The sequence below is a fragment of the Gracilibacillus phocaeensis genome (genome assembly GCF_900626275.1).
Lineage (GTDB): Bacteria > Bacillota > Bacilli > Bacillales > Amphibacillaceae > Gracilibacillus > Gracilibacillus timonensis.
Window position 1 is genome coordinate 418,963 of the sequence record NZ_LR131145.1, and the last position, 22,851, is coordinate 441,813.

The 22,851-nt window shown below is 38.4% G+C and carries 21 protein-coding genes; 4 read left to right on the forward strand and 17 right to left on the reverse strand.

Annotated features, from left to right (window positions below):
- Positions 1 to 21: 21 nt before the first annotated feature.
- From E0E32_RS18170 to E0E32_RS18195, 6 genes are all read right to left on the reverse strand, one after another.
- Positions 22 to 897 (reverse strand): carbohydrate ABC transporter permease, encoded by an 876-nt coding sequence (locus E0E32_RS18170; RefSeq protein WP_066191001.1) that lies wholly within the window; start codon positions 895 to 897, stop codon positions 22 to 24.
- A gap of 14 nt (positions 898 to 911) precedes the next feature.
- Entirely contained in the window at positions 912 to 1,793 is an 882-nt protein-coding gene (locus E0E32_RS18175; RefSeq protein ID WP_066190997.1) for a carbohydrate ABC transporter permease, read from the reverse strand.
- Positions 1,794 to 1,840: 47 nt separating this feature from the next.
- Positions 1,841 to 3,136 (reverse strand): ABC transporter substrate-binding protein, encoded by a 1,296-nt coding sequence (locus E0E32_RS18180; RefSeq protein WP_066190995.1) that lies wholly within the window; start codon positions 3,134 to 3,136, stop codon positions 1,841 to 1,843.
- Between the two features lie 215 nt (positions 3,137 to 3,351).
- A complete protein-coding gene (locus E0E32_RS18185) occupies positions 3,352 to 4,806 on the reverse strand; it encodes a helix-turn-helix domain-containing protein (RefSeq protein ID WP_066190992.1) in 1,455 nt (484 codons plus the stop codon).
- On the reverse strand, positions 4,806 to 6,560 hold the full coding sequence (locus E0E32_RS18190; RefSeq protein WP_066190986.1) for a sensor histidine kinase: 1,755 nt from the start codon (positions 6,558 to 6,560) through the stop codon (positions 4,806 to 4,808). Before E0E32_RS18190 ends, E0E32_RS18185 begins: the two co-directional genes overlap by 1 nt.
- 354 nt (positions 6,561 to 6,914) lie before the next feature.
- The gene (locus E0E32_RS18195) at positions 6,915 to 7,823 is read right to left on the reverse strand and encodes a D-alanyl-D-alanine carboxypeptidase family protein (RefSeq protein WP_066190983.1); all 909 of its coding nucleotides are present in this window, start codon (positions 7,821 to 7,823) and stop codon (positions 6,915 to 6,917) included.
- 205 nt (positions 7,824 to 8,028) lie between these two features.
- Here E0E32_RS18195 and E0E32_RS22705 point away from each other — a divergent pair, with 205 nt between their 5' ends.
- From E0E32_RS22705 to E0E32_RS18210, 4 genes are all read left to right on the forward strand, one after another.
- Complete coding sequence (locus tag E0E32_RS22705) at positions 8,029 to 8,157, forward strand: hypothetical protein (protein ID WP_286171995.1); 129 nt, start codon at positions 8,029 to 8,031, stop codon at positions 8,155 to 8,157.
- 179 nt (positions 8,158 to 8,336) lie between these two features.
- Positions 8,337 to 9,044, forward strand: coding sequence for a VanR-ABDEGLN family response regulator transcription factor (vanR, locus tag E0E32_RS18200; RefSeq protein WP_130860394.1), 708 nt, complete (start codon positions 8,337 to 8,339; stop codon positions 9,042 to 9,044).
- A complete protein-coding gene (locus E0E32_RS22895; protein ID WP_066190979.1) occupies positions 9,037 to 10,137 on the forward strand; it encodes a sensor histidine kinase in 1,101 nt (366 codons plus the stop codon). Before vanR ends, E0E32_RS22895 begins: the two co-directional genes overlap by 8 nt.
- A 165-nt stretch (positions 10,138 to 10,302) precedes the next feature.
- Positions 10,303 to 10,923 carry a YesL family protein gene (locus E0E32_RS18210; protein ID WP_066190977.1) on the forward strand — a complete coding sequence of 207 codons (621 nt, stop codon included), beginning with the start codon at positions 10,303 to 10,305 and terminating at the stop codon, positions 10,921 to 10,923.
- 61 nt (positions 10,924 to 10,984) lie between these two features.
- Here the strand turns inward: E0E32_RS18210 and E0E32_RS18215 are convergent, their stop codons facing one another.
- From E0E32_RS18215 to E0E32_RS18265, 11 genes are all read right to left on the reverse strand, one after another.
- A complete protein-coding gene (locus E0E32_RS18215; protein WP_286171996.1) occupies positions 10,985 to 12,139 on the reverse strand; it encodes an N-acetylglucosamine-6-phosphate deacetylase in 1,155 nt (384 codons plus the stop codon).
- Positions 12,132 to 12,905 (reverse strand): glucosamine-6-phosphate deaminase, encoded by a 774-nt coding sequence (locus E0E32_RS18220; RefSeq protein ID WP_066190972.1) that lies wholly within the window; start codon positions 12,903 to 12,905, stop codon positions 12,132 to 12,134. The genes E0E32_RS18215 and E0E32_RS18220 overlap by 8 nt, the downstream gene beginning before the upstream one ends.
- A 53-nt stretch (positions 12,906 to 12,958) precedes the next feature.
- Positions 12,959 to 13,819, reverse strand: a complete 861-nt coding sequence (locus E0E32_RS18225) for a sugar phosphate isomerase/epimerase family protein (RefSeq protein WP_286171997.1) — start codon at positions 13,817 to 13,819, stop codon at positions 12,959 to 12,961.
- Positions 13,820 to 13,872: 53 nt separating this feature from the next.
- Entirely contained in the window at positions 13,873 to 14,772 is a 900-nt protein-coding gene (locus E0E32_RS18230) for a Gfo/Idh/MocA family protein (RefSeq protein WP_130860395.1), read from the reverse strand.
- A gap of 19 nt (positions 14,773 to 14,791) precedes the next feature.
- Complete coding sequence (locus tag E0E32_RS18235) at positions 14,792 to 15,841, reverse strand: Gfo/Idh/MocA family protein (RefSeq protein WP_066190967.1); 1,050 nt, start codon at positions 15,839 to 15,841, stop codon at positions 14,792 to 14,794.
- Positions 15,842 to 15,873: 32 nt separating this feature from the next.
- On the reverse strand, positions 15,874 to 17,385 hold the full coding sequence (locus E0E32_RS18240; RefSeq protein ID WP_066190965.1) for an extracellular solute-binding protein: 1,512 nt from the start codon (positions 17,383 to 17,385) through the stop codon (positions 15,874 to 15,876).
- A gap of 62 nt (positions 17,386 to 17,447) precedes the next feature.
- Entirely contained in the window at positions 17,448 to 18,947 is a 1,500-nt protein-coding gene (locus E0E32_RS18245; protein ID WP_066190959.1) for an extracellular solute-binding protein, read from the reverse strand.
- A gap of 96 nt (positions 18,948 to 19,043) precedes the next feature.
- Positions 19,044 to 19,904, reverse strand: a complete 861-nt coding sequence (locus E0E32_RS18250; protein WP_066190956.1) for a carbohydrate ABC transporter permease — start codon at positions 19,902 to 19,904, stop codon at positions 19,044 to 19,046.
- Positions 19,905 to 19,917: 13 nt separating this feature from the next.
- Positions 19,918 to 20,871, reverse strand: coding sequence for an ABC transporter permease (locus E0E32_RS18255; protein WP_066191316.1), 954 nt, complete (start codon positions 20,869 to 20,871; stop codon positions 19,918 to 19,920).
- A gap of 95 nt (positions 20,872 to 20,966) precedes the next feature.
- Positions 20,967 to 22,025 (reverse strand): LacI family DNA-binding transcriptional regulator, encoded by a 1,059-nt coding sequence (locus E0E32_RS18260; protein WP_066190954.1) that lies wholly within the window; start codon positions 22,023 to 22,025, stop codon positions 20,967 to 20,969.
- 67 nt (positions 22,026 to 22,092) lie between these two features.
- The gene (locus E0E32_RS18265) at positions 22,093 to 22,845 is read right to left on the reverse strand and encodes a sugar isomerase domain-containing protein (RefSeq protein WP_066190951.1); all 753 of its coding nucleotides are present in this window, start codon (positions 22,843 to 22,845) and stop codon (positions 22,093 to 22,095) included.
- Positions 22,846 to 22,851: the final 6 nt, after the last annotated feature.

A 22,851-nucleotide genomic window follows, 5' to 3' on the forward strand; every position in this document is an offset into this window, starting at 1 on the left:
TTATTTGCACCTCTATTCTCTTTATCCTTTCACTGCAGAACTAGCTACACTTTGAATGATATACTTCTGCCCAATGAAAAAGATAATAATCATTGGTATGATCGCTGCTGAAGCTGCTGCCATCATACCGTTATAGTCAATAGAAAATTCATGGACAAAGTTTTGTAAGCCGAGTGGAACGGTAAATAACTGCTCACTGATCAAGAACACCAATGCATCCTCATAATTATTCCAGTTCCATGAAAAATCAATAATCGCAAACGTCACAATCGCAGGCTTAGCCAGAGGTAGAAATATTTGAAAAAAGATTCGAAAATGACCTGCCCCATCGATAAAAGCTGACTCTGATATTTCCTTAGGAACTCCTAAGAAAAACTGCCTTAGGTAAAAAACACCAAAAATCGTGACAAAAGATGGCAAGATTAAAGCCCAATGTGTATTATAAATCCCTGCCCAGTCAAACATGATAAACTTTGGTACGAACAAGACTTGTGGCGGCACCATCATCATCGATAAATATAAGAAAAACAACAGGTCTCTTCCTTTAAAGGAAATACGCGCAAATCCATAAGCAGCTAGTGACCCAATAATAATGGCACCACCCGTGCCTATTACAGCTACCTTAAGCGAATTAAAATAGTAGTGAGCAAAATTATTATCTACCCATACTTTGATATGATGCTCAAAACTTGGACTGTCTGGTATCCATTGAATCGGAAAAACAAATACCTCTGATGGTGATTTTAACGATGTACTTAACATCCAAATAAAGGGTAATATCATAAAGATAGCCAAGATAGCCATAATAATAGTGGTTACAATTTTTTTGATATTCATTTTAGATAACCCACTTCTTACTTCCGTTCGGTCTAATGCTTTTGCTCGAGATATCGACATATTCCTTGACTCCTTTACTGATAGTACACCCATTTCTTTTGGATATACCATTGAATTAATGTCACAATCAGGATAATGATAAATAATACAACGGCAATTGCGGAAGCATACCCTAGTTCATAATACCGAAAGGCATTCTGATATACATATAAGGCAAGTACATTCGTACTATCACCAGGGCCTCCACCTGTTAAGGCATGAATTAGCCCGAAGTTCTTAAAGGTATTGATAAAACCAATAATCAATAGAAAGAAAGTGATAGGGCTAACCAATGGAAAGGTAATAAACAAATTGATATGCCAAAACTTAGCTCCATCCACTCTGGCCGCTTCCTCTAATTCTGCCGGCACATTCTGTAACGCTGCCAAAAATATAATCACATTGAAGCCTAGGATAAACCAAACCGACATTAAATTAATCGCATGCATGGCTGTATCTCCAGCCGCTAACCAACTTGGTGGATTACTTATTCCTATCGCCCTTAATGTTTCATTAATCGGGCCATTGCTAGGATTCATAAGCAACATCCAGACAAAAGCTATCGCAATACTACTTGTAATATACGGTAGAAAGAACATAGCCCTTAATGTATTGCGCATATATACCATCCGATTTAATATAACTGCCACGATAAATGCCAACCCAACCGAAACAGGTACATGCAACAGATAAATTCCGGTATTCTTAATTGTAGTGAAAAACAAACTATCCTCCAGCATGTCCATAAAATTAGATATGCCGATAAATTCTGTATTGATTCCGCTTGGACCACTCCAGTTGGTAAATGCTAATACCACAGAAAATAGCAAAGGAAATGCAAAAAATATCGTCACACCTATGACACTAGGTAATATAAAGAGATAACCAATCAGCCTTTGCCTCTTCATCCATCCCATAACCACGCACTCCTTGTTTGTTGTGTTGATTAGTGATCAGTCGAAAATTATTCCTCTAGATATTGGTTATGTCGATCCACTAGATTCTCAATCGTCTGATCCAAATCTTGTTCATCAATAAAATATCGTTCCAATTCTTGATTGAGTAAGTCATCTACTTGCAATGGCAATACCTCTGCTATAACCCCAGGTTGATCAAACATTCTTTCTAAAGAAGCAATATCATAGGTGTCTTCTACCCCTTCCACCATATCGGCAATAGCCTGATCTATCGGTGCGTCCTTAGAAGATGGTATTCTTCCCCCACTTGCTTGATGAATCATCCCTTCATCGGCATACCATTTAATAAATTCCCATGCCTCTTCTGGATAATCTGTATGGGAAGCAATCGATATCGCATCTCCCAATCCATGAGCGATTTGACTACCACCTTCAAAATTCGGAAATGGCGCAAAGGCAATTTCAAAGTCTCGTGGATACTCCTCTAAATCATTTGACATTCTCAAAATTCCTTCAAAAGCGCTCAATATAGCCACTTCTCCATTTAAAAACATTTGATCAGCGGCGGCTCCCGTTGCAATTTGTTCCCCTAGCGGCATCATCGATTGATCATTATGCATCATCTCATGCATGATGTTTAATCCTTCTGCTACATTGACTTGATCAAAATTCGATTGACCGTTGGCATTGACATATCCTTCATCAATTAAGGCACTCGCAACATACGTGTGAGTACTCGGATCAAACTGACTGTATCCTAATCGTGTATCCGTTGTTAATTCTGCCGCATATTCCCTTAATTCTTCCCAACTCCACTCTTCCGGTATTGGTAATCCCGCTTCATCTAACGCCGTTTTATTAAGGAAGATGAAATTGGCATTTTGCTTGGTTGGTACCGCATAATAAGAATCATTCACCAGCCAGCGTTGTGCCTCTTCTCCCATTTTCTCCTCAATATCGTAATCATCAAATTGACTTAGATCTAAGACAAACTCTGATTCGACCCGATCTTGTAAATAGTTTGGAACATAAGACATAAACAGATCGACACTATCCCCTGTCTGTAATGCTGTATTCAACTTTAAGTTTCCATCATCATCATTGACAAACCTCGTATACTCCACTTTGACATCTTCATTTTCTTCATTCCACTGATCAACTACCGCTTGCGGTCCAGCATCAGCCGGTACCCCTCCCCAAAAATGCAGCACAATCTCTCCATCCTCTGAAGCGCTTCCATTTTCAGTCTCACTAGAATTACAACCAACTAAAAAGACACACAAACTAAACAATAATACATACATGCCTTTCGCATACAGACGCCCCTTGCTTTTCCCCTTCATTTGAACCCCTCCCTAATATAAATGACACCTTTATCTTAGCACGCCTTATTTATTTTCTTAATGAACAAATCTGTTCAAAAATGAATCATATCTTTGGATTCATCGAGGCGATCCTGATCAAGTAACTTCTTCTAGTGACTGCTAACCCCCGCTTATTATGAATAGCTTTCATTGCGTAAAAAGAAAGCCACAGTACCTGAGAACACTGGGCTTTCTTACTTTACAGCTATAGTCTTTTGACAAGGAATTTGTTTTCGGAAATTCTTTGGGGTAGACTCTGTAATCCTTTTAAAGATTTTAATAAAATAATTGTCATTCAAAAAGCCTACTTGCTCTGCAATCTCTGAAATACTCATGGTTGTTTCTTTTAATAATTTCTTTGCTTGCTCAATTCGCACCGTATGAATATACTGTATCAATGAATCCCCTGTCTCTTTTTTAAACAACGCACTCAGATAATTCTCATCTATGGAAACCTTCACAGCCAACGAACGTACAGATAACTCTTCCGCATAATGATCATGGATATACTGTAGAATCATTTGAACGATGGGATGATTGGAATATAGTGCATATCCATCCTGTGCTTGCTTATCCCAAAAAGCTAATATATTCTGCTTGAAAATGTCTAATAGTTCATCCTGTGTGTTGCACCTTATATAACTTTCACGATGATCTGATTCTCCTGCTAATCTAGCCACCATGCTATCAAGATTGATCACTAAACCTTTCGCTACAGGCATACTCATCCCCGCTTTTATCCTTTTACAAGCAGCCTGTTCTACTCTTTGTTCCAAGTTATCTCTGTTTAAATTCACAAAACCATGCATCACCTCATGTTCTATCGCTGCTTTTTCTGACTGTTCCAACTCTTTTGTTGTAGTCAAGGCAGAAAAGGACTGGGTCCAATGTCGGTTTATTTGTTGCAACATATCTTTACAGGCAAGCACTATTTCACTATTTCGTACAACAGCTGACTTCCATATAATATACTCTTGCAAATGACCTAATGCCAACTTACTATCATCACTTGACCAATAAAAAATCGTTGTCATGCCAATATCATGAACTAGATACGTTAGCACCTGCTGTCGTGAATGCAGGAATAAGGATTTCAAATATGCCTCATCTTCTAATTTTTCTTCACCATGATGTATGGTAATGATCTGCAAATAAAACCTATCCAATAATGAGAAAGTATCGATTAAAGATAATGGTACTTGATAATTTCTGACTTGATTCCATAAACTCACAAGGTTTTCTTCCATTTTTTTATTGTTTTTTAAATGCTGATGAATCAGCTCTTTTTCTATCTTTCCCAGTGTCTCTTTTAACGATGGGACATTCATGGATAATTTAAGGATATAATTGGCTGCCCCAAGCTCGATTGCCTTTTGCACATGCTCAAAATCATTCAAGCAGGTCAGCATAACAAATAAACTAGTAAAACCCCTTTCTCTGGATTCTTGCAGCAAATCCACGCCATTCATCATTGGCATTAAAATATCAGATATGACCAAGTCTGGTTCCTGCTGCTCCATCAATGCGAGTGCTTCTTTACCATTACTCGCTTCCCCAATAATAGTAAATCCTAAATCTTCCCACTTAATAAGCTCCCTAAATGTCTCTCTCACAAAAACTTCATCCTCTACCAAAATAACGGTCCACATTAGTGATCCTTCCCTTCTTGATAAGGTTTGGTCATTAATAACGGTATACATAATGTCACTTTCGTACCTTTTGAAGATGAATCTATCGTAAGATCTGCTTCCTCTTTAAACAGTAAGCGCAGTCGCTCTTCTAAATTCTTCAATCCTACGCCAGTTCCTCTTGAATTATTCTTTTTGGCTTCTTCAAATCCAATACCATCATCGCTGATTTCTATGAACAAATGCTTAGCTAATGTATAAATATTAATAGAAATATTCCCTTTATTCACCTCTGGAAAAGCATGATAGATCGTATTCTCCACAATTGGCTGCAAACTAAATTTTAGCACTAACGCATGTTGGACATCTTCTTCTATATAATAGTGAACTTTATATTTTCCTTTATATCGATAATTTTGTATATAGATATAAGAGTTCAATAAATCTATTTCTTCATATAATTTAATCAATTCAATCTCATTAGCTAGGCTCTTCTCTAATATTTTGCCTAAACTAACACAGATTTCCTCGATGTCTTTACTGTCTTCCTTCAATGCAATCCATTTAATGGTATTTAATGTATTGTTCAAAAAATGAGGATTAACCTGAGATAATAACATTTTGTACTTCATTGCTTCCTTTTGTCTCTCTTCTATTTTTAATTCTTCTGTCGATGTCTCTAAATCTCTCATCATCTTGTTAAAATGCTGCACTAATTCTTTTAGCTCTCCGGAATAATCCGCTTCTGCTAGTTCAGTAGACAAATCTCCCTGCGTTACAGTCGCCATTTTTGATTGCAAGTGTTTTAGTGGTGCTGTAAATTTGGTGGAAATCAAGAGTGTAATGGAGATAAAGATCACCATAAAAATGGTAAATGGTACATAATAATTTCTTTCCACAGAGTGAATATTATTATACATAACATCTAACGGTTGTAGGCTAACCATATACCAATCCATATTGTCTAAATAATTATAGCTCACAAAATAAGGGGCATTCTCTGTAAAATAATAATCTTCCTTGTTTGATCTGGATAAAACGGTATCAACGGTATCCATCAGGATGTCTATATTATCTTCTGATTGCAAAATAATCTCTCCATCACCTTCCATAATAAAATACGCTTGATCCTCTGGCAGACCTGACAATAAAGTATTAAACCATTCGGAAAAGTCAATACTGATTCGAACAACTCCAATAGTCTCTCTCTGATTGCCTGATATTTCAGCAAATAAAGTTAAGAAATATTCACTCTTGGATATATCACTATGCACATAGTTGTCATCTGTTATACTCCAGTAATAGCTCGCCTCTTGTTGCATTAACTCGTTATACCATGGTTCCTTGACTAAATCATTAAATTTGTTCGATATTCTTGGTGCAAAGGAAGTATAGACATTTTCTTTATTATCTAAAATGGTATAATAAATCGAAGGACTGGATAGAAAAAAGCTATTGCTGATACTCTCAAATTTCGTATTGATCATTTGATGTCGATCAATAATCGAGTATTCTTCGGGATTCTTTAAAATATTGGTAATCGTCGAATCCTGTCTTAGTAACGTGAGTGATCGAAAAGTCATCCCCATCAAATCTTCCAGTGTCTGATTCATCGCATGTACCTGATTATTAGACTGCTGAATCACATTTTCCTTTAAAACCTTTTCAAAGTTCCAAAAATTATATACATTCAATAATACAAAGGGCAGCAGAATAAACACTAAAAAAGATACAATCAATTTATTTTTCAAAGTCGCGGGAACGAATTTTCTCATGTTAATTTCAGCTCCCCCTTAAGTAAATAGTTAATTCCTATATAGCTATCATTATATAAGATATCACACATAATGAGAACGCTTTCTTTTGATTATTACAGATATGTGTGATGAAATCTAAGATTTGTTCTATTTTGTTGTGTGCTAATCTCGCTTTCTTCCTATGTGCGAATGAAACGTTGTAGCTTCTTTTACTAAGTTAGGCAATCACACCTCGCATTCTCGTGCTTGGTAAATCGATAAAATCACGATTCCACATGCAAAAACGGTCCATCATTCACAGATGAGTGATGGACCGTTATATACCTTATATATTTAATAATTCCAATAAAAAGTTACGCATGTTTATTTTCACTACTCACTAGATTTAATTTCATTATACAACTTCAGCGTATCCGCTATTTGATCATTATTTGGATGACTAATGTCTTTGAAGGGAGCTCCCATGACGACAATGATATATTCACGATTATCTACCACCCCAAGTGTTGCCCAGTTTTGTCCAGCTTCTTCTGTTGTTCCTGACTTTCCACCAATAATTTCAAAACCGTTTTGTTCACCTTTATCAAGGGATGAAAGAACAGTCGATTCTAACATGATTCCATCAGGATGGGCTGTCGTCGATGTTGTCTGATACGTCTCTTTTGTAAAAATCGCCTTAAAATCTTCATTATCTAGTGCATAATCCAAAAGCTTGGCCATGTCAGCAGTTGTCGTATATTGCTCTTTATGATCGAGCCCCTCTGGATTAGTAAAATGTGTGTTATTCAATCCTAATTCATCCGCTTTAGCATTCATCATTTGAACAAAGTCATCCACACTTCCTGCCACATGAATAGCTAAAGAGTTTGCTGCTTCAGCACCTGAAGGTAAGATAGTTCCATATAATAGATCCCGATAGGTGACGGATTCCCCAGCAGAAAAACCTGCCATCGAAGCATTATTTGTAAACATTTCACTTTGCGTTTCTGTGTCTATAGGGGCAGGAGCAGATAAATCATTAATATTCTCAAGTGCTAGAATCACTGTCATGATTTTTGTGAGCGAGGCAGGGTATGCCTTAGACTGAGCATTCTTTTCATGAATCACATCTCCTGTCTCTCTATCGATCACATACATATATTGACTTGCGTATTCTTGGTTACTAAAATAAGGAAAATCTTTTTTGAAATCTAAGTTTGTTTTAGCTCCCACATTAAATGCGATGACCACTACAACCGTAATGACCAGCACTATTTTTATCATCGTTAAAAACTTTCTCATACTACCGACGCTTCCTTTCATTAACCTCTTCACTTCATTATTTGTATGGGGCCATACCAGACCTTGAATGCAATCCCACTTCTAATCCATCAACACATCTCCAATGAGTTCTGAATCGCTAGCTGCTATCAAACCTTGTACTTTCATCATACTAAAAGAAAGCATTTGGTTTATTTGTTTTCCTTCAAGAAACTCATAAGATTTTATGAATAAATTCTTACGAAATTCCTACGAAGCACTTGGTAATATGGTGATTTATTTAATAGCTTCGTTTACCCAGGTCTCCACTGTTTTCATACCACAAGCGATACTAGTTGTATGGTTTATCCTATAGGAGATATTCTAAGAAGTACATATAATAATTGCGTAACACAAAATCAAAACATGTAAAATGCTTGAAAAGATATTTTTCCACTGCTAATGTGAAAGAGTATGGGTTGATATCGAGGCCCCATGTCAAATCACACACTACTATGAGAAGTGTTTTGCATTGAACAATGAAGGGGTGAGAAAATGACAACAAACGTTTTAGTTGTAGAGGATGAAATGGAAATTGCAAATTTAATTGAAGTATACCTGACGAATGAAGGCTTAAACGTTCATCGGTATTCTAACGGAAAAGAGGCATTAAAAAGTATCCAAACGACTGCTTTTGATTTAGCTTTACTGGATATTATGCTGCCAGAAATAGATGGTTTTACGCTCTGCCAACGCATCAGAGAAAACTATCATTACCCTGTTATCATGCTTACTGCAAAAATAGAAGATATCGATAAAATTACCGGGCTAACACTTGGTGCGGACGATTACATGACGAAACCCTTTAACCCCTTGGAGCTGACCGCCCGGGTAAAAGCTCAATTAAGAAGGTACAAGCGATATAACCATACCGAAGAAAATGAAAATATAGAGTCAACTAATCCAGAGTTTTACGATTTCGCCGGATTGTATATCAATAAAGACAATCATAAATGTTTCCTGTATGGTAAAGAACTGTCCCTCACACCTCTTGAGTTTTCCATCCTATGGTACTTGTGTGAAAATAAAGGGAAGGTTGTTTCATCTGAAGAGCTATTCGAAGCCGTTTGGGGAGAAAAATACTTGGATAACAATAACACGGTAATGGCTCATATTGGCCGTTTACGAGAAAAAATGAACGAGAAAGCCAGAAATCCAAAATTTATTAAAACAGTGTGGGGAGTTGGCTACACCATTGAGTAATCAATATTCAAGCTATTCAGGAAATGACTTGAAAAGAGCCATCATTTATAAATTCCTTTTAATGGTGCTTTTGTTCACTGTCGTCTTAGTGCTCACTTTTTTATTTGCGGACTTTGTTCTATCCATGTTCACTTGGCAAGCGGACAATGCTTTATATCGTTTGCTTCTTTTTCCGAAAAATAATCCTATTTTGGTCCTTTCTTTTTGTTGGATGATCGGATTTATCATCATTGTTTTCATCAGTTGGAAAAAGATTATTTATTATTTTGATACCATTATAGCAGCAAGTAATCAATTGGCTTCCTCGAATGAGGACCTCATTACATTACCGCGGGAATTGAAGCAGGTGGAAGATCAAATGAACCAAATTAAACAAAGCGCCATTCGCAATGACAGATTAGCAAAGGAAGCGGAACAAAGAAAGAACGACCTAATCGTCTATCTTGCCCATGATCTAAAAACACCACTTACTTCCGTCATTGGTTATTTAACCTTGCTTCATGATGAACAAGAGATATCAAACAAGTTACGCCAAAAATATACGTCCATTTCATTAGATAAAGCTATTCGTTTAGAAGATTTAATTAATGAATTTTTCGAAATTACTCGTTTTAACTTAAGCAAACAAAGCCTTGAGTTAAGTCAAGTGGATATCATTCGAATGTTGGAGCAAATAACCTTTGAATTCCAACCGCTGCTTTCTGAAAAAAACCTATCCTTTCAGCTCATCTCACCTGATAAGCTTGATATCAAATGTGATGTGGGCAAAATGGAGCGCGTGTTTGATAATATTATCCGAAATGCCGTTAGCTATAGCTTCCCTGACAGTGCGATCACCATCGAAATCAAGGAGGAAGGCGAGGGCGTTCGCATTCGCTTTGAAAATGAAGGATATACCATCCCAGAAGAAAAAGTAAACCGAATTTTCGAGCAATTTTACCGCTTAGATTCCTCACGTGGCACCAATACAGGTGGAGCTGGCCTGGGACTTGCTATTGCAAAAGAAATTGTGGAACTCCATCAGGGAACTATTTCTGTGTCAAGCTCAGATGATCAAGTGGTATTTGACATCTATCTTCCAACTCTTTCATAAGAATGTTGCAAGAAATGCGGAAAGAAAAACACTTTTTAGCTTGGTACGATGGATCTAACAAGTTAGGGAGTGTTTTTTTACGATGTACCTATGCAACTCCTTCTATAAATCCCCCCGTTTTTATGTTACATTATAGATATAAAACTAAAAATCGGGTGAAAATTTATGAAACTAATAGATAACAAATTTTATGGATATTTAGAAATTTTCGCTAACTATTTTCTTCTTAATATACTTTGGGTATTGGCATGCTTACCCATTATAACCTTTTTCCCTGCCACCTCTGCGATGTATAGCGTTATTAGATGCTGGAAATTAAAAGATGATACTGGCGTTTTTGTCTTATTTATCAAGTATTTCAAGGAGAATTTTAAACAAAGTTTTTCGATTGGGATAATTTGGTTTGTTATTACCATCATTCTTTATGTCGACTTTCTATTCATGAGACAATCAGAATTCAGCTCGTTTCTATTCATTCCCTTACTTATTATTGGTTTATTATTTGCTTTTACATCGATCTATGTATTTCCGATCATCTCACACTACAATATTTCAACCAAAACGATTATTAAAAGTTCCTTTTTTATCTCCATGACTTACTTCCCTATGACCATATTAAATCTTATTCTTTTAGCTCTAATAGCTGCTGCATTATATTATTATCCGATAACGTCATTAATTCTTTTCAGCTTTGCAGCCTTTGTTAATTTTTCTATTTGTCATATCGTTTTTACAAAGAACAGCAAGTTGCATGAGCAAAGTGCCCTGCAACAAACCACAGAATAAGTGACATCCTACAAAAAAAGCTGTCTGCTCAACATTCCCATGAACAGACAGCGTGCTAATTTTAATAAGCAGTATACACTTGTTTTCCCAATTTATATGTTTGTACGATGTTGACTGCACTATTCTCCCGCTTGAAAGTAACTAGATCGGCAGGCGCTCCTGCCTCAAGGCCGGCCTTCGTTGGAAATTTCATAAACGAAGCAGGACGCGTGGAAGCCATCTCCCAAGCTTCTTCTATCGAACATAACTCACTATTTACAAGATGCGCGATGCCGTCTTTTAACATTTTTACAGAACCAGCCAATAATTTCGGATTTTCTTTCATATGCAGTTTACCTTCGGGTGACAGCACAACCTTGCCACCAATATGGGTATCATACTCGCCTGGCTCTAAGCCACTGAGATATACAGCATCGCTGACTAACATGCTTGAAGATTTTTTGGCACGTATGGCGACGCTTAGAAAAGATTCCGGGAGATGGAATCCATCCCCAATCAAACAGACTGATAGATGATCATTAGCCAATTGCTCCCAAATATAGTTTGGATGACGCGGCAGCATAAGGTGTGCTCCATTTCCCAAATGCGTGGACATGGTCGCTCCTGCTTCTACTGCTTCTTGTATTTGCTTTGGCGTTGCCGCAGTATGACCAAGCGATACGGTAACATTATTTTCAACACATTTCGTGATGAAGGAAACAGACTCCAGCCATTCAGGCGAAATGGTGATGATTTTAATTCTGCCCTGTGCCGCTTCTTGCCATCGTTGGAAAAGCGACCAGTCAGGAGCCTTTACATAAGCCGTACTATGAGCACCCCTGGGACCATCTTCAGGAGAAATAAAGGGTCCTTCTACATGGATGCCGGCCACACATTCTGCGACGAAACGATCGTTTTCACAGGCTTTGGCAATCACCTGCACGGCATGTTCAATAGCTTCATCATGATTGGTGATGATGGTAGGAAAGAAGGAAGTAACCCCCTCTTTCCACAGTAAGTTCGTAACCTGCTTGATGGTTTCTTCGGTGATTGGCAATGTATTAAAATCATAGCCTTGATAACCATTAATCTGTAAATCAACGAGACCTGGTGCGATATAGGGCAAATTCACCTTCTGACTCGATAATGGCTGAATATCTCTAATCTTACTTCCTTCAATGGTTACGGAAATTTGCTCTCCTGTAGCATAATGAATTCCTTCTAGCGATTCATTCATCATAAGCATCCTTATCTACATAAAGAGTACAAGCAGGATGACGACGTAAGATGGAAGCCGGGTTTTTCTCTGAAATAGGCCCTTTTAATGTTTGTTGGACGGCATTCTTCTTCGTCGCTCCCGGAACAATGCAATATAAATGACAGCCAGACATCAACGCTGGAATCGTCAAGGTCAATGCATGAGTGGGGACATCCTCTAATTTGGGAAAACAACTGTCATTGACCTGTTGTTGTCGGGATACTTCATCCAGCTGCACCTTTTTTATGAATGCAGGATCATGAAAATCGGCTACGGGAGGATCGTTAAATGCAATGTGACCATTCTCGCCAATCCCTAAACAGACGATGTCAATGGGAGCTTCTCGTAATCGCTCACTATAAATGCGACATTCCTTGTTTATATCATTGACGCCATTGATCAAATGAACCGCTCCCGGCTTGACGCTGTCAAACAATCGATCACACAAAAACGCACTGAATGATTGTTCTTCCCTAGGCTGTAAACCAATATATTCATCCATATGAAATACAGTCACCCGCTGCCAATCTATTCCGGAAGCATTCCTTAATGTCTCCAAAAATTCATTTTGAGACGGGGCAGAAGCAAATATCATCCGAATCGTTTCCTTCCCTCTTAATAAAGATTTCATTTTTTCGATAACATCTGCCGCTGCTGCCAATCCCATGTCTTTCCGCTTTTCATATACTCTTACGGTTAAACTTTCCACCTTTTCTTCTTTACTTGGCTGTATTTTTAGTTTCAATTTTTAAGAATACTCCCTTCTTCAAGTTTTGTTAGTCATCATTAAGAAGATGTTTACTTTTCTGCAGTCTGTAGTAGCTGATGTAAGCCATCTAACGTTAATTGGGTGCCATCCATTTTTGTTCCGTTTTCTGGAACATAATGCGTCTCTATCGTGAATAAGCCTTGATAACCATCTCTTTCAAGAGCTTGTAACTGTTCGACATAAGAGACATTACCCTCACCAATGGGAACACACCTCGGCTCGTTATCAGTTTTCATGTAAGCGTCTTTTAAATGGATATGACCAATTAATCCTTTCACCGCTTCATATCCCTGGGGAAATGCAGGTTTGCCCCCATGTTCTTCATTTCCTGGATCCCAAAGAGCTTGGAGGTTAACCGAATTTACCTTTTGTACCATGCTGCTTACTTCAGAAGCATAACCGCCATTGCAGGCCCCTTCATTTTCCAATAATAATATTATGTTCTCTTTTTCAGCTAGATTAGCTGCTCGTTTTAAATGACCAACGATTTCTTCTTCATATTTGTCAGGATCTTGTTCTCTCCAGAATGAGAAGATGCGAATTTTATCTGTTTTTAACTGTTTAGCTATTTCAAAGGCGCGATTTAGTTTCTGAAAATGGGCTTCCACACTTTCTTCATCTTGCCCAAATGTATCCCCTGTAGCAACTGTTCTAGAAGGATCAAGCGCACACTTGAATACGGGGGATGATATACAGGAAACAAATAATCCTCGCTGTTCTACTTCTTGAAGTAGCCGTTTGACTTCATCATCCGAAAAATCAATGATATTTTTACCATTTACCCGTCGTGCTTCTACATGTTTGAGTCCTTTTTCTTGCGACCAATTTAAGGCCTTTGTGATATCAGATGATACTTCATCTGTAATGACACCCAATCTATCCAAAATCAATGATTTCCCCTCCTGTTTCTATCACTGCGTTAGTCATCTTGATAAGTCTCGCTTTACAATTCTACTGTTTTACCTGTTGCACGGCTTTCATTTGCTGCTTCTAGAAATCTAGTAATTTCCAGCGTTTCTTCGCTATCAATTGCTGATTTCCCGGTTAATACAAATGGTATGATTTTCTCTAAAAGAGAGGCATAGTAGGGCTTACCACCTGATGAGGCGTTGACAAATGCTGTTCCTTCCTCACTATGGATCGCCGCGCCAAAAGTATTATTTCCCTTTCGATTCCCACGTAAGCTACCAATACGACCATCTCCCCATTCTCCCAGTATCACATCATGATCTTCATTTTTGGTCACAGTAACTCTTTCACACCCTGTACCAAATGTACGATAAAGCATTTCAGCCGTATGAATGCCATACCAGAACAAACCATGATTAGGTTCAATAGCCAGTGGCCCATAACAGTCCATGCCTATGATGGTTTTTCCTTCTAACTTTTCGAGCGCAGCAGATAAATCCTCTGCAAATCGGACAGCAGAGCAACTCATAATAGGTGTCTGATGCTGATCGGCTAACTGAATAATTTCCTTAGCTTCCTTGAAAGAGGTCGTAAACGGCTTATCAATAAATACAGGTTTTTGATAAGAAACAATTTGTCGGAATTGCTGCAGATGTACCCGACCATCTACTGATTCCAAGAAGATCGCATCACACTTTTCCGCGACTTGCTCCGGAGAACTTACGATTTCAACATGGTAATCGTCTCGAAGTTCGTTCGTAAATTTTTCTACACGCGAGGAGCTCAATTCCATATCTGGTGAGCCTCCAGGAAAGGCAACGACGACCTTTCCTCCCGGCACATGATATTCATTCGCTGTATCATTTAGTAATTTGGTAAAAGCAACCACATGGGATGTATCTAAACCGACCATGCCAATTCTAATAAAATCCATGTATTTATTCCTCCTGTAATTAAAGCTGAAATTGATTGACAGTACTTAGCTGAACCTCTTTACCTGTTCGAGCCGATTCATAGATCGCCAAAAGCAAGTCCACGGCTTTGCGTGCTTCTTCGCCAGATACTAATGGTTCACGGTCTTCTTTGATTGCCTGAATCATGTCATCGACAAAAATATAGTGCCCCTTATTCGAGATAGCTTTCGGGTCATTGCTTCCCCCTTCTGTATTACTCGCTTGAGGCATTTCTTCCTCTTTTCCACTAAATTTCCATTGTTTAAAACCGGAATCTGCAAAAATAATCGAACCATTTTCACCATGAAGTTCAAATCTGGTTTCTTGACCTGGATACACCGAAGTGGTTCCCTGGATAACACCAAATGCGCCATTTTTATATTTGACGGCAATCACAGCGGTATCCTCTACTTCGATATTTCGAACTAAAGGAGCAGTATAGGCAAAAACTGATTCCACCTCGCCCATCATCCATTGAATCAGATCGACGCCATGGATGCCTTGATTCATTAACGCTCCACCGCCGTCTATTTCCCAAGTGCCTCTCCAGCCAGCACTCTCATAATATTCTGGACTACGGTAGTATTTTAAATACGCATCCCCAAGCACCATTTTCCCAAGCTTCCCTTCTTGGATAGCTTTTTTCGTTTTAATAGCTGCATCTAATGTCCTCCGCTGATAAACAGCACCTAATTTAACACGATGAGACCGGCATGCCTCAATCATTTTCGACATGTTTTTGCTCGTAATGTCTAACGGTTTCTCACACAATACATGAATGCCATGCTGAGCAGCCGCTATGGTTGCATCTGCATGATAGCCGCTCGGTACACAAATGGATACGATATCAATCGCTTCTTGTTTAAACATCTTATCATAATCGGTATATATTTTTTTTACATCAAAGTCATTAGCTAATTTTTCCGCCTTTTCCTGTTCAATATCACAGATAGCCACTAGATCTGCCTCTGGATGTGCGGTTATCGCTTTTGCATGAGAGGCTGAAATCACTCCAGCCCCTACAATTGCTATCTTTTTTTTATTAAACATATGGTCCACCTCTTCTTATAAATAATTACGTTCTAGTTCAACTCTACTTCCTGCATGCGTTGATATGCCTCTGCGTGGATGTCAACTAGATCTTGAACACCTAAGTTTTCCATCTCTTGTACATAATCATCCCACTCCGCTAAATCACGGTCCCCAATAATAAATTTTGCGATTTCTTCATCTCTATGCTTCATAATGGATTCTCCTTGAATAGCGATGGTTTCCTGCTCTTCCGAAGTAAAAGCTGGTTTAGGAACGATTGGTGCATCATATTGCGGGCTTTCTTCGTATGCTTGCTTCACTTCATCACTAAACAACTCCATATGTGCGTCGTAATCGAACCAGGAGTAAGTTGCATACGTAGATAATCCTGTGTCATTACGGAGATCTGCAACACTTCCATAGTCTTCTATCCAGTTTTTCTCTCCATTCTCTTCCGTATAGGTTTCCCCTTCGGCACCCCAGCTTAATGCATCTCGACCTTCTTCAGAAAAAGTCCAGTCAAGGTATTGAATAATAGTGTTAATATGTTCAGAAGTGACGGCCACCGAGTAACCAGAGTCGTTTTCATGTGCAGAGAACGCTATTTGGTCCTCTCCAGGAAAACCAGCAGGCGGCGGCATATTGATTAATGTGTAATCTGGATTGGTTTCCCGATTAGCCAGGTTAAACTCATCTATCCTCCCGATATAGTCGTGAGTAATAAAGGATGTATCCGTGGACATTAATTCCTGCCACTGAGCGGTATCGGTTGATAAAAAGTCAGAAGGGATTAATCCTTCACTATAAAACTTATTAAAATATTCCACTAATGCGCGGAAATTATCTTCGATAGGACCATAACGCCATTCGTCTTGCACTTCATCGTAATAATAGCTGTAGCTGGTGCCAAAATTAGGAGCAAAGCTTTCTAATTTATCTGCACCATTACGAAAGCCTAGCGGATAGCTATCAGGATAAATCGACTTTAGCTCTTGTAAAACCGTATATAATTCATCCCAATTCTGCGGTACTTCTAAACCATTCTCTTCAAAAATGTCTTGCCGGTACATATACAGCATACGGTTCGTTTCTCCCATGCCTTCATTTGGTGTCATGAACATTTTCCCATCATGAGAAAGAACAGCCCTTGCCTCTTCAGGAAATTCTTCCATCCATGCTTGTAAATGAGGCATATCATCAATATATTCAAGCAGATCGACTAGAGCCCCATCTTCTCCATAACTGTTGGCTGTTGATGAAGTTGTACGTATTAAATCCGGTAGATCTCCAGAGGCAACAACAAGATTTAATGACTCATCATAAGGATCTGCGGCAATCGTTAAATCGATATCCATATTGCCCCCTTCCTCCATTAAGTCAAATACCATCCAGTCTGCATCCGTTGGCCAACTCGGATGTTCGTTTGTATAGAATTCAATCGTTTGCCTTTCCTCACTGGAATTGCCATCCGAGGAAGACGATTCTGACGATTCATTAGAACATGCCGCCACAATAATTAAAACGAACACAATCATCGTAAAACGAGACATCATCTTTTTCATTAGTTATTCCCCTTCCAATAATTAGAAAATCATTTCCTTTCAACCATGAAACAAGTAGATTTTCATTCCAACTCTGCTTCTTGCATTCTGAGGTATGCTGCTTCATGTATATCTAGCATTTCTTGCAAACCAAGCTCTTGTATCTCTTCCACATAAGCGTCCCATTCACTTAAATCTCGATCACCAACAATAAATTTAGAGATTTGTTCATCTCGGTGCTTCGATATCGCTTCTCCTTGAATGGCCAGTGCTTCTTGTTCATCCTCTGAAAAGGCTAAAACTGGAACAATCGGTGCATCGTATTGAGGATCTTCTTCATAGGCCGTTTTTACCTCTTCACTGAATAGACTCATATGGGAATCGTAATCAAACCAAGAATAGGTAGCATATAACGATAGACCTGTTTCTGAACGAAGCTCCGACGGACTAGAATAATCTTCTATCCAAGCCTTCTCCCCATTTTCTTCCGTGTAGGTTTCCCCTTCAATCCCCCAGCTCAATGCATCCCTTCCTTCTTCCGAAAAGGTCCAGTCAATGAACTGAACAGTCGTATCTATATGATCTGAATCTACTGCGATAGAATATCCCCTCTGTTGCGTGTGTGATGAGTAGTCTCGTTGTTCGCCTCCAGGTAAACCAGCTGGTGGCGGCATATTAACTATTGTAAAATCTGGATTTTCTTCGCGATTCGCGACATTAAACGTATCGATCCTGGAAATATAATCTTGTGTAATAAATGATGTGTCGGTAGACATTAATTCCTGCCATTGAGCCGTGTCAGTTGATAAGAAATCAGAAGGTATTAAATCTTCCTGATAAAACGTATGAAGATACTCCACCAGTTCGCGGTAGTTGTCTTCGATAGGTCCGTAGCGCCATTCTTCATTTTGCTCGTCATAATAGTACTCCCAATCGGTTCCGAAGTTTGCAGCGAAATTTCGAATCTTATCTATCCCATTACGGAACCCAAGTGGATAGCTTTCTGGATAGATTTCTTTTAGCTCTTGTAACACGCTATGAAGCTCCTCCCAATTACCAGGCACCTCTAAACCATGTTCTTCAAAAATATCCTGCCGGTACAACCAAAGCATTCGATTCGTTTCGCCAATACCATGATTAGGCGAAACATACATTTTTCCATCATGAGAAAGCGCGGCTCTAGCTGCCTCTGGAAATTGATCCATCCATTCCTGCAAATGGGGCATTTCATCGATATGATCCAATAGATTGACTAAAGCTCCCTGTGCACCATATCTATTACCTATTGTATAATTAGGCATCCCAATTAAATCAGGTAACTCTCCAGAAGCAATGACAAGATTCAATGATTCATCGTAAGGATCTGCAGCAATCGTAATATCCATCTCCATTTTGCCGCCTTCTTCCATCAACTCCCATACCAGCCATTCTTCATTTGTCGGCCAACTCGGGTGTTCATTGGTATAAAATTCGATCGTTGGCCAATCTTCCTCTGAATCGGTAGTAGAAGAATCTGAAGAACAAGCTGCCATGAACCCTAATACAAAACCCATTATAATCATGAAAGAAATTGCTTTTTTCATCAGTTAAGCTCCTTTAACTTTTGAACTAACTTTCTGCATACTCAACGCCTGCCCTTTCCTATCGTCAAATCTTCAACCTCTCTTAAAACGCTTTCTTTATTCTTTTAAGGACCCGATCATCACTCCTTTGACAAAATATTTTTGAAGGAATGGATAAAGTAACAGGATGGGGAGTGTAGAGACTAGAATAGTTGCATATTGAATCGATTCCTGAACTACTACAGCATCCCCACCGGATACCTCAGCCATTTGTTCAACAAGGACTAGATTTCTCAGAATAACCTGTAAAGGATACAGTGCGTCATCCCTTAGATACAACAAGGGAAGCATAAAGTTGTTCCAGATCCCTACAGCATAGAATAATCCAATCGTTGCCATTACCGGTTTCGATAATGGTAAAACAATACGAAGGAATATACCCAGATCATTTAAACCATCGATTTTAGCAGATTCCTCTAATTCTTCTGGTATCGTCGCGGAAAAAAAGGTCCTCATAATAATTAAGTTCCAAGTAATTACCGCCTGAGGCAGTACCATAGCCCAAACGGTATCCAATAATCCCAAATATCTAACAACTAAGAATGTTGGGATCATTCCTCCGCCAAATAAGATCGTGAACACAATCATCAGCATAAAACCTTTACGAAAAATCAACGTTTTCTTAGATAGTGCATAGGCTCCCATCGCTGTCACAATAAGCGAAATGGCAGTTCCTAAGCTGACATATATAATCGTATTAAGGTATCCTGAGCCAATTCGAGGATCCCCCAATACATGTTCATAATTCTTTAACGTCCATTCCTTTGGTATTAAATTGACATCTCCTCTCATCACATGCACATCACCGCTTAACGAGACAGCAATCATATGCAGAAACGGATAAATCGTCACAAATGCAACACCTAGCAAAAGAATAGAGTTTATCACTATAAACGGAGTAATTTTTGCTTTTCCCAAAACCAACGCCCCCTTACCATAGACTTTCTTGTCCAAATCGTTTAGAAAGATAATTCACACCGAATAAGAAGATAAAGCTGATCACACCTAAGAATAGCCCAATAGCTGTTGCATAACTGTAATTCCCTTGAACAAGTCCAACTCGATACACATAGGTAGAGATGATATCGGCCGTTTCATACGTTACTGGATTGTATAACAAGAACACCTTTTCAAAGCCAATTTCTAACACCTTGCCAATATTTAAAATCCCTACTATAAAGATGGCTGGTCTTATTCCTGGTAACGTGATATGCCATAATTTCCTAAAACGCCCGGCACCATCAATATCTGCTGCTTCATACAATTGCGGGCTAATGGACGTTAAAGCGGCTAAATAGATAATGGCATCCCACCCCATGTGCTGCCATATCTCCGATGTTATAAATATCGAACGAAACATCTCTGGCATAATCATCCAATTAAGTGGCTCGACCCCTATATACGAAATCAACCGATTGATAATGCCAGAAGGAGAAAGAAAGACGACAACCATACTCGCTACCACAACATTTGATATAAAATGTGGTAAATAACTGAGCGTTTGAACAAATCGCTTGAAAAACATATTTTTCACTTCATTTAATAAAAGCGCAAATATGATAGGAATGGGAAATCCAAAAAGGAAGCTATATAAACCTAGTAAAAATGTGTTTCGCAATAAATTATAGAAATCTGGATTGTTGAAAAACGTTTGAAAATATTTTAACCCCACCCAATCGCTTTCTAACACACCTGTAAATAAATTGTAATCCTTAAAGGCAATAACAACCCCAAACATTGGTACGTAATGGAATATCAAGTAATAAATTAATACAGGCGCAAATAATATTAAGAGATATTTGCTTTCGTTCAATCTTTTACGGAACGTTTTACTCTTTTTGTTTGTTTTATTACCGGAAGACTTCTTTTTTGGTTTGGTTCCCATTTTCGTTCCCTCTTGTTCTAACGGCTCTAAATTCTCCATTCAATGGTACCTCCTTTTTTCATTAATTGGCAGCAGTAACCGATTACCATGACCATTCAACGATTTAATAATGAATCTTCTAAGTGGAGTACAGAGCTGCGATCGACTATTCTCGGTTGTAACATAATATCTACATTTTCCACTGTTTTTTCATCTAATTGATCTAGCAGCATATTACATGCTAATTTACCCATTTCGTAATCTGGCTGTTGAATGGTAGTTAACGGTGGTGTAATCATTTCTGAAAACTCAATGTTATCAAACCCCATAACAGAAATTTGCTCAGGGATCTTTATGCCTTGTTTGATCAATTCATTCATCACACCAAATGCTGTCATATCATTACAAACGAAAATTGCAGTTGGTAAATCCGTCCCTTTTAATAAATTTTGTGTTAACTCGATGCCATTTTTAAATTCATAATTTCTTTCAAATTCCTCATATTCTCTTGAAGCAATTTGGATCCATGATTTATCCACCCCAAGACCATACTGATTTAATGCATGGAGATAGCCCTCATAGACACTTTTCCGACTTGGACGGGTCAATGGAGCACTTATTAAAGCAATTTTTTGATGGCCGCTCTTTATTAAATGTTCTGTCGCCATAAATCCACCTTTTTGATAGTCAAAGTGAATTTGACTACTATCCAAACCATCTATTGTTTGATCAAAGGCTACAATATTTAAACCCTTATCTATTAAAGCTCCAAGCAGTTTCTTATCAGGAGAAATAGATGAAACAATTAATCCTTTTACTTGTTTTTCAAATAACGTTTTTAAATATTCCTCTTCCAATTGCGGACTGCGATGAGAGTTACATAGAAAAACATGATATCCCCTACTCCTGGCAACATCCTCAATCCCTAGCATAATAGAGGAGTAGAAAGGATTTGTTATCGATGGAATAATGACACCAATCGTCATGCTATTATTAGTCTTTAGTTGTCTGCCAATCACATTGGGAATATAATTTACTTCTTCCGCAACTTTTCTGATTTTGTCCCTTAACTCTGGTCTAACAGGATAACCATTGTTGCTTAAGACACGAGAAACGGTTGCGGTAGATGTATCTGCTTTTTTTGCTATATCATATATTGTCGGATGTTTTTTCACTATTTCCTCACCTTTTAGTAATCGATTTCTATTTCTTAATCAATTTGTCGATATCTATCCTCTCCCACTACAACTTCTTAATGATTCCTTTAAATTTGTGAATATACTTCTGATTCCATTCATCTCCTCCTGGAATATTACTGCTTTTCCAGATTGGCGGTTGTAGATTGTCACGGACTAACATCTGGGTAGCCTCCATACAAATCGCATTCATAATGAATGCGTTTACAAATGTGGAAATAGCCCCCACTTTTTGCTCTAGACCTTCAATTTGTATAACAGCATCTCCTTCCTTTACTTTGGAATCAATGGTGAGATCCGTTAGCTCAAATAGGTTGTATTTAGATGGGTGTCTTGCAGGATGATCAACAGGTGTATGTTCCGCGTGCTGAACAGAACAAATCCCAATAGTTCGCACTCCCCGCTCCTTTGCTTCAAGTGCAGCACCTATTGCTGCGGAGTTGATTCCATAAGCATTAATAATAATCAACAGGTCACCTTCGTCTAAATGGTTATCATTAATGACCATTCTTCCATATCCAGGCATTCGTTCCATCGCCGATGACCGTAACGCACCATTACTGAGCAATGTTCCCTCATCGAGAATCGCGTTAGCATGCATTAACCCTCCTGCTCGATAGAAAATTTCCTGTGAGGCAAGATTAGAATGTCCGCCTGGGCCAAACACATAAAATATCTTATCCTGCTTGATTTGTTCTGTGACCCACTGAGCTGAGTTCAAGATATTTTCCTTTTCCGTTCTTAGGATTTCTGATAAAAATTGGTTGATTTCTTCTTGGTATTTTACGGTTAATTCCATCGTCAT

Excerpts from the sequence above, each read along its gene's own strand:
- E0E32_RS18170 (WP_066191001.1), bottom strand. The coding sequence starts at position 897 with ATGTCGATATCTCGAGCAAAAGCATTAGACCGAACGGAAGTAAGAAGT.
- E0E32_RS18180 (WP_066190995.1), bottom strand. The coding sequence starts at position 3,136 with ATGAAGGGGAAAAGCAAGGGGCGTCTGTATGCGAAAGGCATGTATGTA.
- E0E32_RS18210 (WP_066190977.1), top strand. The coding sequence starts at position 10,303 with ATGAAACTAATAGATAACAAATTTTATGGATATTTAGAAATTTTCGCT.
- E0E32_RS18185 (WP_066190992.1), bottom strand. The coding sequence starts at position 4,806 with ATGTGGACCGTTATTTTGGTAGAGGATGAAGTTTTTGTGAGAGAGACA.
- E0E32_RS18245 (WP_066190959.1), bottom strand. The coding sequence starts at position 18,947 with ATGAAAAAAGCAATTTCTTTCATGATTATAATGGGTTTTGTATTAGGG.
- E0E32_RS22705 (WP_286171995.1), top strand. The coding sequence starts at position 8,029 with ATGAATAAATTCTTACGAAATTCCTACGAAGCACTTGGTAATATGGTG.
- E0E32_RS18175 (WP_066190997.1), bottom strand. The coding sequence starts at position 1,793 with ATGGGATGGATGAAGAGGCAAAGGCTGATTGGTTATCTCTTTATATTA.
- E0E32_RS18215 (WP_286171996.1), bottom strand. The coding sequence starts at position 12,139 with ATGAATGAATCGCTAGAAGGAATTCATTATGCTACAGGAGAGCAAATT.
- vanR (WP_130860394.1), top strand. The coding sequence starts at position 8,337 with ATGACAACAAACGTTTTAGTTGTAGAGGATGAAATGGAAATTGCAAAT.
- E0E32_RS18190 (WP_066190986.1), bottom strand. The coding sequence starts at position 6,560 with ATGAGAAAATTCGTTCCCGCGACTTTGAAAAATAAATTGATTGTATCT.
- E0E32_RS18265 (WP_066190951.1), bottom strand. The coding sequence starts at position 22,845 with ATGGAATTAACCGTAAAATACCAAGAAGAAATCAACCAATTTTTATCA.
- E0E32_RS18240 (WP_066190965.1), bottom strand. The coding sequence starts at position 17,385 with ATGAAAAAGATGATGTCTCGTTTTACGATGATTGTGTTCGTTTTAATT.
- E0E32_RS18255 (WP_066191316.1), bottom strand. The coding sequence starts at position 20,871 with ATGGGAACCAAACCAAAAAAGAAGTCTTCCGGTAATAAAACAAACAAA.
- E0E32_RS18230 (WP_130860395.1), bottom strand. The coding sequence starts at position 14,772 with ATGGATTTTATTAGAATTGGCATGGTCGGTTTAGATACATCCCATGTG.
- E0E32_RS18195 (WP_066190983.1), bottom strand. The coding sequence starts at position 7,823 with ATGAGAAAGTTTTTAACGATGATAAAAATAGTGCTGGTCATTACGGTT.
- E0E32_RS18235 (WP_066190967.1), bottom strand. The coding sequence starts at position 15,841 with ATGTTTAATAAAAAAAAGATAGCAATTGTAGGGGCTGGAGTGATTTCA.